This window comes from Martelella sp. FLE1502, assembly GCF_053484255.1.
Map to the genome: position 1 here is coordinate 17,661 of NZ_JBAKFQ010000023.1, position 12,797 is coordinate 30,457.

Below are 12,797 nucleotides of genomic sequence, written 5' to 3' on the forward strand. Positions count from 1 at the left end.
GTCAGCCCTCCAATGCATAAGAGGTCAGGTCGATGCCCATGACCTTTTCCGGGTGAACATAGACGGCGGGATCGAGAACGCCGGCGCTGATCGGCAGAAGCGCTTTCGGCACGTGCAGGACATGGATCTTCATACCAACCTTCAGCTCGCCGACTGACAGCGGTTCCGCGTCGGGCGAAAGCGTGGTGATAACGTCGGGGAAAGTGGCGATACGGCGTCCGTCTGCCGCGTCGACGGCCATATATTCATTCATCACATGCAAGGTGACGGCGCGGTCGCCGCTGCCAATCGTCACGGTTCCGACATCGAAGGCCTCGTTGGTATAGTTCACGTTCTTTGCCGTGATCTCTCCTTCGACGATATAGGTTCCGCGAGTTGTATGGGCGATGGCATCGAGCATGGCGGAGGAGCCCCTGGGTTCGGCCGCCAGAATCGCCTCGCCCAGTTCCAGCACCTTCGAAATTCCGCCAAGGGCCGCATTGCGGGCGACGTAGGATGCACGCACCGGGTTGCGCGCCGAGGCAATAAAGCCGCCGGACATATCCGAGGCGGTGCGCAGAACCGGCGAGACGCGGCCCGTGGCGCCTCTGGCGACAAGCTCGATATAGCGGTTTTGCGCGCGATTGCCGCCGACGGCGGTCTGGATCGTTTCTTCCGGCCGTCCGGCCATGCCGATGGCGCCCATATCGCCGGTCGGGTGGGCGCGCATGTCGCCGACCGCATCGAGCACCTTGCAGCCGAGAATGGCGGAAGGCAGCCAGGCGTTGAGGGTCGAGGACTTGCCGTTCTGCCCGATCATCAGCGCCGCGACGCGCGCGCCGAGCGCCTCCTGAAGGAGCTCAACCGCCTTCACATAATCGACGCCGCGCATCTCCCAGGGCGTGGTGGAGGCGGGCGCGCCGATGGCGGCGGCGGTGGCGACCCAGTCATCATCGTCAAGCTCCTCGACCGAGACCAATTCCGGCGCGCCTGCATTGACAGCCGCGCGGCCAAGCATGCGCCCGTGATGCACCCAGCCTCCGCCGCCTGCAGCATAGACCGCGCCGCCGCGCACGGCGGGTTCCACATCCTTTTCGGTGAGAACGCGTGCCATCTGTTATCCTTCCTTGTTCGCGTCGATCGAGATTACGGTATCCGCCAGGACCTCGGCGGCAAGAGACAGATCGGCGGCATCCGCCCATTCCTCCGGGCAATGCGAGCGCCCGCCGGCACAGGGTACGAACACCATTGCCGCCGGGCAGAGCCGGGCCATGAACGCCGCATCGTGGCCGGCGCCGGAAACCATGCGCCGGTGGCCGATATCCAGCGCAGAAGCCGCGTCGGACAAGGCGTCGACAAGGGCGTCATCAAGGCGCACCGGGTCGTTTTCAGAAATCTTGCGGGTCTCGACCACAATACCATTTTCATGTTCATCCCGCTCACGATCATTGACCCAACGCAGGAAGGCCTCCATGTCGGCCTCGGTCTCGGCGCGGATATCGATCAGCATGCGGACATGGCCGGGAACGACATTGGCGGCATTGGGCTTCATCTCGAACTCGCCCACCGTCGCGGTGAAATGCCGCCCCGCCGCCGTCATCTCAACGGCCTTCGCGCGGATTGCAAGCACCAGTTCGGAGGCGGCGGCCAGAGCGTCGGCGCGGCCATCCATCGGGGTCGTGCCGGCGTGGTCGGGTCGTCCTGTAATGCTGACCTCCACCCGGGTTATGCCAACGATCGTGGTCACCATGCCGAGGCTTAGACCTTCACGCTCCAGTATCGGTCCCTGTTCTATGTGCATTTCCAGAAAGGCTCTGAGATCATGGCGAAGCGGAACTGTAAGAGCCTCCGCATTGCCGCCGACATCGCCGATGGCCCGGCGAAGATCGCGACCGGCGCTCTGGCGCTCAAGCCAGGCGGGCGGCAGAACCCCGGCCATGGCGCGCGAGCCGATGCAGGAAACGCCGAAAATCGACACCTCCTCGGCCAGAAAATCGGTGATGGCGAGGTTGTGGCGCAGCATCACGCCTCTGTCGGCAAGAACGCGAGCCACCTCAAGCGCGACGACGACGCCGGCGACGCCGTCGAAGCGCCCGCCATCGGGAACGGTATCAGAATGAGACCCCAGCATGATCGTGCCGGAATGGGGCTCGCGTCCTTGGCGAAGCCCTACCAGATTGGCGCCGGCGTCGAGCGAGATATCAAGGCCTGCCGCCCTGAAGCGTTCCGACAGGAAGCGGCGCCCCTCGTCGAACAGGGGCGAGAAGGCGCGCCGCGTCCATGGTCTTTCGGGCTCGGTGATCGCGGCAAGCGCCGTCAGGTCAGCGGTTATTCGATCCCGCGAGGCGTGAAGATTGCGTTTCATGCGTGCAACTCCCGGCGCAGGCCCAGCGTTTCGGACGGGCGGACAAAGCCGCCGCTGCCCGGTGCGGCCAGAACCGCTTCACCGTCGAACACCATCCTGCCTTCATGCCAGACAGCGGCCACGGTCCAAGGCAAGGCGATGCCGTCATAGGGGGACCAGTCGGCAACCGAATGCGCACTGGCGGCCGCCTCATAGACGGCGGGCCGGTCGACAAGCACGGTCAGGTCGGCGTCGCGGCCGACTTCGATGCCGCCCTTGCGATGATCGAGGCGGAAATGGCGCGCCGGGTTTTCGGCCATCAGGCGGGCAGCCCAGAACAGCGGCACGCCGCGTTCCATCGCACCCCTGACGAACAGCGGAACCATAACCTCAAGTCCGGGAACGCCGGAGGCGCATTTGAGCATGGCCGGATTGGTCTTACGCTCGCGCGCCCAGCTCACATGGTCGGTCGAGACCATGGAAACGCGGCCTTCGGCGACATGACGCCAAATCGCCTCGACCTCGCGACGCGGCCGCACCGGCGGGTTGATCTTGGCCAGACCGCCCAGACGCGCGACATCGTTTTCCTCGTCCAGCGTCAGATAGTGAATGCAGCATTCGGCGGTCGCGTAAAAGCCCTGGCGGCGGTAACTCTCGGCAATCTCGTAGCCGCGCGCGACCGAGCAGTGCACGACATGGGCCGGGCAGCCTGTCTCCGCGCCGGTTTCGTAGATCTGCAGCATTGCCAGCGTTTCGGCCAGCTGCGGACGCGAGAGGCCGTGGGCGCGCCAATCGGTTATGCCCGCGGCCTCGACCTCGGCGATAGCGGCGCGCACATAATCGTCATCCTCGTTGTGAACGCCGGCGGCAAGGCCGGTGCGCGCGACGGCTTCAAAGCAGGCGCGCAACAATGCGGGCGGGATGCGCGGAAACCGTTCGGGATCCGTGCCAAAGGTTGAAAACTTGAAGCCGCATACGCCGGCCGCTGCCTGTTCTGCAATCCGCGCGGCGCCATCTGCGGGACGGATAGTGCCGTAGAGCGCGACGCTGACCCGCGCCTCACGATCGGCGGTCGCGGCCTTGCGCGTTACAGCCTCGGCGGAGCAGATCAGATCGCCCTCGTCATAGGGCATATCGACGATTGTGGTCACGCCGCCTGCCGCGGCCGCGCGCGTCGAGGCTGCGAACCCCTCGGTTCCGCGCTGGGACAGGGAATGGACCTGGGCATCCACCGCGCCGGGCAGGATTAACCCGTCGCCGAAATCGTGCCGTTCGGCGGCCGCAGGCGGCTTGCCTTGCCCGATCATCGCGATCTTGCCGTCCGCCACCGCGACGAAACCCTCGGGAATCTCACGATCCGCGAGAACGAGGCGTCCTGTGAGAACCAGGTCGAAGTCAGTCATGCATTCCCTCCGTGTCGAATGTGACTATGCGGCGGTTTCTGGAACATGCTATATCCCAAAAACCGGATGCCATATGTCGTATTGCCCTACCCATTGCGTTTGCATGGAGAGTGGACGTGAAAATCTCGACCATTTTCGTTGCGGATCAGACCATTTCGAGGGGCGGCGTATTGCGGGCCGCGCGCAGCCTGGACATGCCCGCCTCGACGGTCTCCGACGCGATAAAGCGTTTGGAGAAAACGCTTTCGGTGCAATTGTTTCAGCAGGGCGTGCAAGGGGTGACCCTGACGGCAGAAGGCGCCCGCCTCCGACCGCTGCTGCATGAAGCGGCCTACGCGATCCGGGCGATCTATGCGCAATGTCAGGATGCTTCGGAACGCACGATCGTCGAAAGCCCGATTTCGCTTTCTGCTCTTTTTCGGTTTGCCGACGTCATGGAAACGGGATCAATCAGGAAGTCCGCTCGCCGGCTGCAGATCGGTCAGCCGCAACTGACGCGCATGCTCTCGGCCACTGAGAAGAGTCTCGGCGGCGCGCTGTTCATGCGCGGCCGCGACGGTTCAACGCCCTCCCGGCTGGCGCTCAGGATATTGCCGCATGTCGAAAAACTCAGGGATATATGGACGCGGCTTTCCACCGCATCGGAAAGCCGTTTCCGCCGTCACCTGAAGTTCTGGTCGCTTGGCGGCGTTCCGCCAGCGACGCCGGACAGCCCCTCTGCCAGGATACTGGGGCATATCATCGCCAATTGGAGCAGCCGTTTCGGCTCGCAGATCTATCTCCAGCCGGGACTTGCCAATGCCTTGTTCGAAGGCCTCGAGCTGCAACGCTATGACGCGATCCTGGTGGATTCCCCAGCCACATCGCCGCGCCTGAAGAGCCGCGAGATTCACCGCAGCAGCCTCAGTTTCTTCGTTCGCCGCACGGGAGCTGAGGTTAGGGACTGGCATGACGAGCAGAGCCTGATCCGGGAAACGCTACTCAACGGCCATCTAGTGTTGCCTTCGCGTGCAGCTGGGCTGCGGCAGGTGGCCGAGGAGGTTCTTGAACACGTCCTGGGAAGCAACTGGCTGTCGCAGATCCGCTTTACCGAGATCGACAGTATCCCGGTATCGGTCGACCTCGTCGCAAATCATGGCTATTGCTCGATACTGCCCGCCAATCTCAGGATCTCGAATGACGATGTCATTGCCTGTCCTCTTGCCGACCGGTTCAACCTCGTTCTCCGCCTCGTATGGGTCGATAATCTCCGCGGGCAACAGATGGCGGATCACCTTCAGGATATTCTGGGCTTTTGGCGCTACGGAATGGAACACGAGCCTCGTCAGCAAAAGCCTTCGCAAACTGGCCGCGGCTAAGGGGCATGTCAGGTTAATCGGAAGGAGTGCGCCGGGCTGGCTCAGAGCGATCATGCGGCTATCCCAGCTAACGCTCCTCCAATGTGCGATTTCCCTAAGAGCCTGACTCAAAAAGAATTCATCGATAGCAATACCTTGCGAGCCGTTTTGTCATGATGCGGATGTGGGCGATCATGATCCATGCCTCGGCTGAGGCGATGGACTTTTCCCAATCCTTGGCCAGTCTGCGGCTTCTGCCAAGCCATGCAAAGGTCCGCTCCACGACCCATCGGCGGGGAAGAAGTTCAAAACCCTTGGCCTTGTCCGTTCGCTTTATGATTTCCAGCGTCCATTTGCCGACTTTCTTCAAGCGGCCTTTCAATTTGTCGCCCGCATAGCCGCCATCGGCAAAGACATGAAGAAGCCACGGCCAGCGATGCTTGATTGTCCGTAGAAGATCAGGCGCGCCATCGCGATCCTGAATGTCAGCGCTATGGACCGTGAGGCCAACCATCAGGCCGATTGTGTCGACAACGATGTGGCGCTTGCGGCCCTTGATCTTTTTGCCCGCATCATAGCCACGAACGCCGCCGCTTTCCGTGGTTTTGACGCTTTGACTGTCGATCACGCCTGCCGATGGCGAGGCTTCACGGGCCTCAAGTTCGCGGGCATCCATGACCAGATAATGATTGATCCGTGTCCACAGACCCATTGCCCGCCACTCGTAGAAATAGCCCTGTACGGTCGAATAGGGTGGGAAGTCCTTCGGCAGCATTCGCCATTGGCAGCCGGTCGAAGCAATATAGAAGATCGCGTTGATGACGTCACGCAGGCAGGTCTTGCGGGGCCTGCCGAGCCGTCGCCCTTTCGGCAGTAACGATGAAATCAAGTCCCATTCCCGATCCGTCACATCGCTTGCATAGCGGGCTGATTTGCGGACATATTGCCGCCGGGTGATTTCGGTCCAGGCCATCGTGTGCTCCATCGTTTCTCCGCAAATCCGATGGAATCACATCCTGCTGAAATCACTCAACTCTTTTTCGGTCAGGCTCTAAGTCGATGCAAATAGACTTCGATTGCCAAATGCTGCTGGTGGGACGGCGCAAACAGATTCTGGACCGCGCAGTGGACGCAGATGAAGCGTTGCGGCGCGCTTGGGGAGCGGAACCGCTGCATCACTCGCTCCCGTTTCCGTAGACGAAGATGAGACTTTTTGGTGTGATTGTTGAGCCGGCGGGAAACGATGGCGCTTGTAGCTGACAGGACTTTGGCTCATGACCGCTAGATATCTGCAAATCTTTCAGATATGCCCGGAAGTATAGCCGGCATCCACTTTGACGGAGCGTGTTTTCAGAACACACCGGCTCCACAGGGCGATTGCGGCGATGATCGCGACGCCGAACATCCAGAACGAAACTACGTCGCGCGGCAGCACCATCAGGATGGCGCTTACGGCAAGCGCCAGCCGGACCGGCATCTTGTGGCGGACGATCAGCCAGCCCGTGGCAGCGCCCGATGAGGCCACCAGCGCCAGAAGGGTGATCGCCACGGCTCCGATGATGGCGGGAACGGAGCCGACCATCAGAAGCTCGGAGCGATAGAGAAACATCACCGGGATCAGCATGACCGGGATCGAGAGGCCGAACGCCACCCAGCCGGTTTTCGACGATGGCGCTTCGGCGATCCCCGCTGCCGCATAGGCGGCGAGCGCAATCGGCGGCGTGACCATGGCGAGAACCGCGAAATAGAGCAGCAGCATATGGGTCGCGATCGGGGCGAAGCCGATGCTGACCATTGCCGGGGCCAGTAGGATCGCCGACATGACATAGGCAGAGGTCGTCGGCATGCCGAAACCCAGAACGATGGCCGCGGCGATGGTCAGCAGAACTGCCAGAACGACCGAGCCATGGGAAAGATCGACGATCATGCCGGTGAATTTGGTGCCAAGCCCGGTAAAGGCGACGACGCCGACGATCACGCCCGCAAGCGCGCAGGGAATGGCAACCGTCACAGCCCGCTGCGCCCCGGTGGCGAAACTCAGCAGGATGTCGCGCGGCTTCTGCCGGGTATTGGCCCGCAGGCTGCCGATGATGATGGTGGCGGCAATGCCTTCCAGACAGGCGCTGGAAACGCTGTAGCCGCTGACAATGCGCCAGGCGAGCCAGGCCAGCGGTGCCAGCATGTGCCCGTGATCGCGCAGCACTTGGCCCGCCGGCGTCAGTTCGGAAGACGGCAGCAGCGGCAGCGCATCGCGCCGCGCGGTGAAATCGACGGTAATGAAAACGGAGGTGAAATAAAGCAAGGCCGGAAGCGCTGCGGCGGTAATGATCTGGGTATAGGGAATGCGCAGCATATCGGCCATGATGAAGGCCGCGGCCCCCATGACTGGCGGCATGATCTGGCCCGCGGTCGAAACCACGGCCTCGACGGCGGCGGCAAAGGTGGGCTTGTATCCGGCCCGCTTCATCAGCGGGATCGAGAAAATGCCGGAACTCATCACATTGGCGACGGCGCTGCCGGAGACAAGGCCGGTCAGCGCGGAGCCAACGACGGCGGCCTTGGCCGGGCCGCCGCGATAGCGTCCGGTCATGGCCAGAGCGAGATCGACGATCATCCGCCCGCCGCCGAACAGTTCGAACACGGCGGCAAACAGGATGAAGTAGAATACCACGGATACCGAAATGCCGAGCGGAATGCCGTAAAGGCCTTCCATGGTCAAAAGCTGCTGATCGACGAAATCGGACAGGCCGGCCTGTCTGTGGCCGAGTTCGCCCGGCAGTCCGCCGCCGAGAAGCTGGTAGGCGACGAAAACCGCGACGACGAAGATCATGCCCTTGCCGACCAGCCGCCAGCCCAGAAGGCCGAGCGTGGCGAACAGGATCGCGCAGACAACGAGATCGGATGTGTAGACCGGATCAAGCCCGGAAATCCTGCTGAGCCAGCGATCATGGCCGAGATAGTGAAACACCGGCGGGACGAAGGACAGGGCCGCCGCCGCCAACAGCACGATCCGCTCATAAAGTCGCTTGCTGCGGGCTGCCGTAACCGCGGCGCCGGTGGCCATGGCGAAACACAGATGCGCGGATCGCACGAAGACGAGATCCAGCTCCTTGTCCCACCAGATCCAGACCTGGAACAGCGCCCAGCAAAGGGCAAGGGCGGTGGCAATACGTTTCATGTCGGCGCTCCGGGCCTGTTTTGTCCTGCAAGTGGTGCTGGCCCGCAGCATCAGACGCCGCGGGCCGGGGCCGGATTATTCCATCCAGCCGCGTTCCTTGAAGTAGCGGATAGCGCCGGGATGCAGCGGTAGGTTTACCAGTTCCGGCTTCCAGGCATCTTCAGGGTTGAAGTCGGCCAGCGCGCCGTGGCTGCTTTTCAACTGCTCGGCATTTTCGATCAGGCCCTTGACGATTGCATAGGCAAGATCGTCGGACATGTCCGCCGAGGCGATCAGCGTGGTGTTGGTGGAGGGCAGGGTTATGTCCTCATCCTGTCCGCGAAACGAGCCCGCGGGCAGCACGGCCGTGCCGAAACCGTATTTCTGTGCCATCACGTCGAGCAGTTCCGGTGACGGGGAAAGCTGCGCCACATCGGCTTTTTGCGAAATCTCTGTGGTCATAGGATGGCCGACCGTGATCATTTGCGGCGTGGCGTCGACCGTGCCGTCGGCAAAACCGGCGATGATGTCGGGGATCGGGATATAGCTGTAACGCCCGCCGGTGGCCTCAAGCTGTTCCTGGGACGCGCCTGCTTCGGCAAGCAGCATCTCTCCGGCGAAGGTGGCCATGCTGCCCGGCGGGTTGAGACCGACGACGGCCCTGGGATTGACCTCGGTGAAATAGGCTTTCACGCTGGTGCCCGGTTCCGCATCGGCGGCGGTGATATTGAGGTAATAGGTGTCGAGACCGCCCAGAAGGCCGCGAATGTTTTTGATCGGCGCGTCATAGGCGACGATGCCTTCCTCGGCCCAGCGGTTGGTCATGCCGTGGCTGAGCGCCATATCGGCCTTGCCCGCGCTGACAAGGCGAACATTGGCATAGCCGCCGCCCAGTGGCGGGGTGTCGATGGTGGAACCCTCCGGCAGGAACTTGCGCAGGATTTCGCCGATGGTGGCGGAATAGACGAACCAGCTCGAACCGGACTTGAACGAGGCAATGGTCAGGTCGACCGGCTCCTGTGCGGATGCGTGGCCGGTGAGGGCGGCAGCGATGCCAAGGGCGGCGATGCCGGCGACGCAGCGGGATTTGAGAGACATGGGAAGAGCCTTCCTGTTGCTTGTTTGGCAAAATCTTAGGTGAATGCCTTTCGTGATGCTTCACAAGATTGCCGAATTGACTCTCCTTACGCAAGAGCATTGGAAAACTTTTTTATAGATGCCAATTTTTGGGGATAAATAGCGCAATAGCGCCAATTTTTTGTGAATTTCAGTGTACAGAAATTCGAAAAATATGTCCTGTCCGATGCGGAAACCGGGTTGTTTCACGTCGAATATTGACTGTATATCTGTTCAGGTTCATAAGTTGATGCATCACAGTTAAGGCGAGTTTCCCATGACAACCAAATCCCTGCAGTTCCGAAACCTCCCCGTCGATGGCCAGCCCCGGCCCATGCAGGTTGCACCGCGCGCGCTGGTTATCGCGGGCTGGGCCGGGCGCAACGTGGAGGCTGTCGAGGAGCATATTCGCGAGCTCGAGGAGATCGGGGTTGCCCGCCCGCGCCGTACGCCGATGTTCTACCGCCTGAGCGCAGCGCTGCTGACGGCCGATGACGAGATCGAGGTGGTCGGCGAGGCGGCGACGGGCGAGGCCGAAGTGGTGCTGATCAGGTCCGGCGATGCCTTTCATGTCGGCATCGGCTCCGACCATACCGACCGCAAGCTCGAAGCCGTCGGCGTCACCCTGTCGAAGCAGATCTGCGGCAAGCCGGTCGGTCCCGATCTGTGGAGCCTTGACGATCTGCGCGGCCATTGGGACAAGCTGATCCTGCGCTCTAAGGTCTGGCGCGACGGCGAATGGCGGCTTTATCAGGAAGGCACGCTCGATTCGCTGATGACGCCGGATGAATTGCTGCGCCAATATGAAGACGACGGCGGCCGGTTCGGCGAGGGCGATGTGATGTTTTGCGGGACGGTTCCGATCATCGGTGATTTCTACTTCGCCGAAAAGATGGCTCTTGAACTGTCCGATCCGGTGCTTGGCCGAACATTGCGCCACGAACTTCACGTGCGCGCGCTTGAGATTGCCGACTGAGCGGGCGGCAGAATGCGCGTAAATACCGGCCTTGCCGCCGGAGACCGAAAGGAAAAACGATGAGCAGAATGACCACCAAACCGCATCTGGAATTTTACCGCGTCTCCATGGACGAGGGCTGGGAAGTGCCGCCGGGCTATCCCGAGGGCATCCAGCAGAAGATCCTGTCCGGCGCGCTGGATGAGGAAAACGGCCGCGGCAACCGTTCGCGCCTGCTGCGCTTTGCTCCCGGCGTCTACACCACGGCGCCCTTCGTGCATGAGTATTTCGAGGAAGTGTTTCTGGTTTCCGGCGATCTGACCGTCGGCAATGATGAAAACGGCAATGGCGGCGAATCCTTCGCCGGTCCCACCTACGCCTCGCGGCCGCCCGGCGCCTATCACGGGCCGTTCAAGTCCGAAAATGGCTGCGTCCTGTTCGAAATCCACTATTATCAGGACTGAGGCATGGCTTCTCCCGCAAACGGCGCAGAACGGCCGGATCGTGAGGCAAAACCCGCCTCGCTGGTGGAGCAGGCCTATGCCAGCATCAAGCACGGCATCGTCACCACGGCTTTCGCTCCCGGCGCCAGCCTTAACGAAGTTCAGCTTTCCGAGGAACTGGGCATCGGGCGCACGCCGGTTCACCACGCCCTGCACCGTCTCGCGCAGGAGGAGCTTGTCGATATCCTGCCGCGCAAGGGCGTGCGGGTGCGCCCCGTGCTTCAGGACGAGATCGCCGAACTGATCGAGGCCCGGCTGGTGACGGAACCCTATTGCGCGGCGCGGGCCGCCGAGCGGGTGCGCGAGGCCGAGCTTGAGGAGCCGCGACGGATTCTGGCCGAAGCCGAGGCCGAGCTTGTTGGCGAGGGTCGGACCGAGGCGCTGATGAAGCTCGACGGCGCGTTTCACTCCTGGGCCAACCGCATTGCCGGAAACCGGGTTCTCTATGACGTTCTCGACCAGTTTCAAAATCGTTCGGCGCGTTTCTGGTTTCTTTCCCTGAGCGATATTCCCCACGCCGAAGGCGTTCACAAGGAGCATAAGGCAATCCTCCGGGCCATCGGCGCGCGCGATCCCGAAGCCGCCCGCCGGGCGGCCGAAGACCATATCAAATCCTTCCGACGAACCATTTTAAAAGTGATCTGAGATGTTGAGCCAGGGTGTCATCCATTGCCTCGAAGCGCTTGCCGCCGGACAGACGACCAGCGAAAAGCTGGTCCGCACCGCGCTGGAGCGGATCGCCGATCCTTCCGGGGAGGGGGCGCGCGCATTCACCGAGGTCTTTGCCAGCGAGGCCATGGCCGCCGCTGCCGAATCCGACAGACGCCGCGCGGCGGGAAACGCCCGGTCGCTGGAAGGCGTTCCGGTATCGGTCAAGGACCTGTTCGACATTGAAGGCCGTGTCACCCGCGCCGGTTCGAAGGTGCTGGCGGACGAGGCCCCGGCCAGAGCCGATGCCGAGCCGGTTGCCCGGTTGCGCGCCGCCGGTGCGGTCATCGTCGGGCGCACCAATATGACCGAGCTTGCCTTTTCCGGTCTTGGCCTCAACCCCCATTACGGCACGCCCGCCAATCCCTGGGACCGGGCCGCGCGCTATATTCCCGGCGGCTCCTCCTCCGGCGCGGCCGTTTCTGTTGCCGATGGCATGTGCGCGGCCGGGCTTGGTAGCGATACCGGCGGCTCGGTGCGCATTCCCGCCGCCCTTTGCGGTCTGGCCGGTTTCAAGCCGACACAGGCGGCGGTGTCGCGCGAGGGTGTCTATCCGCTGTCGCCGACGCTCGATTCCATCGGCCCGATCGCGCGGACCATCGAAGATTGCGCCCTGCTTTACGCCGTTTTGAGCGGCACGGAGGTTGCCGCTGTCTGGACGGGAGCGCCGCCCCGTTTTCTGGTGCCGGAAAATTATGTCACCGATGGCATGGACGATACGGTCGCGCGCACATTCGAGGATGCGCTTTCACGGCTTTCGGCGGCAGGCGTCACGCTGGTCCGCCGTCATGTCGAGGCGTTCGACATGCTGCCGGAAATGGCGAAAGCCGGGGCCTATCCGGGGATTGAAGCCTTTGCCGCCCAGAGCGCGCGCCTTGCAGCCCGGCGCGATGAATTCGACCCGCGCGTTGCCGCCCGCATTATCGCCGCTGGCGCATTGCCCGCCGACAGCGCGACCCGGCTTGATGCGAGCCGCAAGGCCTATATTACCTTTCTGGAGCAGGAACTGACCGGCGTCGACGGTCTGCTGATGCCGACAGTGCCGGTCGTTGCGCCGCTGATCGAAGCGCTTGCCAGCGACGATGCGGCCTATGGCGCAGCCAACCTCCTGATGCTGCGCAACCCGACGGCCATCAACATTTTGGACGGCTGCGCGGCGTCGCTGCCGCTGTTTGCAACAGGCTCCGGCGCTCCGGTCGGTCTTTCGGTCGCAGGTGCACGCGGGCAGGACGCCCGCATTCTTGGTCTGGCGCAGTATCTGGCCCCCATCCTTTCCAACTGAGTCCACGAGGAAG

At 62.5% G+C, this 12,797-nt stretch carries 12 protein-coding genes; 5 read left to right on the forward strand and 7 right to left on the reverse strand.

What is annotated here, in order from left to right; all coding sequences use genetic code 11:
• Position 1: 1 nt before the first annotated feature.
• From V6767_RS17225 to V6767_RS17235, 3 genes are read right to left on the reverse strand one after another with little or no spacing between them, the layout of a single operon-like run.
• Positions 2–1,093, reverse strand: coding sequence for a DUF917 domain-containing protein (locus V6767_RS17225; RefSeq protein ID WP_448474579.1), 1,092 nt, complete (start codon positions 1,091–1,093; stop codon positions 2–4).
• A 3-nt stretch (positions 1,094–1,096) separates the two neighbouring features.
• Entirely contained in the window at positions 1,097–2,344 is a 1,248-nt protein-coding gene (locus V6767_RS17230; RefSeq protein WP_448474580.1) for a Zn-dependent hydrolase, read from the reverse strand.
• Positions 2,341–3,726 carry a dihydroorotase gene (locus V6767_RS17235; RefSeq protein WP_448474581.1) on the reverse strand — a complete coding sequence of 462 codons (1,386 nt, stop codon included), beginning with the start codon at positions 3,724–3,726 and terminating at the stop codon, positions 2,341–2,343. Before V6767_RS17235 ends, V6767_RS17230 begins: the two co-directional genes overlap by 4 nt.
• A 116-nt stretch (positions 3,727–3,842) precedes the next feature.
• Between V6767_RS17235 and V6767_RS17240 the strand changes: the two genes are divergently transcribed.
• Positions 3,843–5,084, forward strand: coding sequence for a LysR family transcriptional regulator (locus tag V6767_RS17240; RefSeq protein ID WP_448474582.1), 1,242 nt, complete (start codon positions 3,843–3,845; stop codon positions 5,082–5,084).
• Positions 5,085–5,202: 118 nt separating this feature from the next.
• On the opposite strand, the gene V6767_RS17245 is transcribed toward V6767_RS17240, so the two are convergent.
• From V6767_RS17245 to V6767_RS17260, 4 genes are all read right to left on the reverse strand, one after another.
• Positions 5,203–6,036, reverse strand: a complete 834-nt coding sequence (locus V6767_RS17245) for an IS5 family transposase (RefSeq protein ID WP_448474626.1) — start codon at positions 6,034–6,036, stop codon at positions 5,203–5,205.
• A 71-nt stretch (positions 6,037–6,107) separates the two neighbouring features.
• A complete protein-coding gene (locus tag V6767_RS17250) occupies positions 6,108–6,326 on the reverse strand; it encodes a DDE-type integrase/transposase/recombinase (RefSeq protein ID WP_448474627.1) in 219 nt (72 codons plus the stop codon).
• Positions 6,327–6,363: 37 nt separating this feature from the next.
• Entirely contained in the window at positions 6,364–8,241 is a 1,878-nt protein-coding gene (locus V6767_RS17255; protein WP_448474583.1) for a TRAP transporter permease, read from the reverse strand.
• Between the two features lie 75 nt (positions 8,242–8,316).
• Positions 8,317–9,318 carry a TAXI family TRAP transporter solute-binding subunit gene (locus V6767_RS17260; RefSeq protein WP_448474584.1) on the reverse strand — a complete coding sequence of 334 codons (1,002 nt, stop codon included), beginning with the start codon at positions 9,316–9,318 and terminating at the stop codon, positions 8,317–8,319.
• Between the two features lie 295 nt (positions 9,319–9,613).
• On the opposite strand from V6767_RS17260, the gene V6767_RS17265 reads away from it, so the two are divergent.
• Genes V6767_RS17265 through V6767_RS17280 form a run of 4 tightly spaced genes read left to right on the forward strand, consistent with a single transcriptional unit; the run spans position 9,614 to position 12,784 of the window.
• Complete coding sequence (locus V6767_RS17265; RefSeq protein WP_448474585.1) at positions 9,614–10,312, forward strand: DUF2848 domain-containing protein; 699 nt, start codon at positions 9,614–9,616, stop codon at positions 10,310–10,312.
• 59 nt (positions 10,313–10,371) lie between these two features.
• Entirely contained in the window at positions 10,372–10,755 is a 384-nt protein-coding gene (locus tag V6767_RS17270; RefSeq protein ID WP_448474586.1) for a cupin domain-containing protein, read from the forward strand.
• A gap of 3 nt (positions 10,756–10,758) precedes the next feature.
• Entirely contained in the window at positions 10,759–11,439 is a 681-nt protein-coding gene (locus V6767_RS17275; protein WP_132314297.1) for a GntR family transcriptional regulator, read from the forward strand.
• 1 nt (position 11,440) lies between these two features.
• Positions 11,441–12,784, forward strand: coding sequence for an amidase (locus V6767_RS17280; protein WP_448474587.1), 1,344 nt, complete (start codon positions 11,441–11,443; stop codon positions 12,782–12,784).
• Positions 12,785–12,797: the final 13 nt, after the last annotated feature.

Coding starts and splice junctions, on each gene's coding strand:
- V6767_RS17225 (WP_448474579.1), bottom strand. CDS start 1,093: ATGGCACGCGTTCTCACCGAAAAGGATGTGGAACCCGCCGTGCGCGGC.
- V6767_RS17230 (WP_448474580.1), bottom strand. CDS start 2,344: ATGAAACGCAATCTTCACGCCTCGCGGGATCGAATAACCGCTGACCTG.
- V6767_RS17235 (WP_448474581.1), bottom strand. CDS start 3,726: ATGACTGACTTCGACCTGGTTCTCACAGGACGCCTCGTTCTCGCGGAT.
- V6767_RS17245 (WP_448474626.1), bottom strand. CDS start 6,036: ATGGCCTGGACCGAAATCACCCGGCGGCAATATGTCCGCAAATCAGCC.
- V6767_RS17255 (WP_448474583.1), bottom strand. CDS start 8,241: ATGAAACGTATTGCCACCGCCCTTGCCCTTTGCTGGGCGCTGTTCCAG.
- V6767_RS17260 (WP_448474584.1), bottom strand. CDS start 9,318: ATGTCTCTCAAATCCCGCTGCGTCGCCGGCATCGCCGCCCTTGGCATC.
- V6767_RS17265 (WP_448474585.1), top strand. CDS start 9,614: ATGACAACCAAATCCCTGCAGTTCCGAAACCTCCCCGTCGATGGCCAG.
- V6767_RS17270 (WP_448474586.1), top strand. CDS start 10,372: ATGAGCAGAATGACCACCAAACCGCATCTGGAATTTTACCGCGTCTCC.
- V6767_RS17275 (WP_132314297.1), top strand. CDS start 10,759: ATGGCTTCTCCCGCAAACGGCGCAGAACGGCCGGATCGTGAGGCAAAA.
- V6767_RS17280 (WP_448474587.1), top strand. CDS start 11,441: ATGTTGAGCCAGGGTGTCATCCATTGCCTCGAAGCGCTTGCCGCCGGA.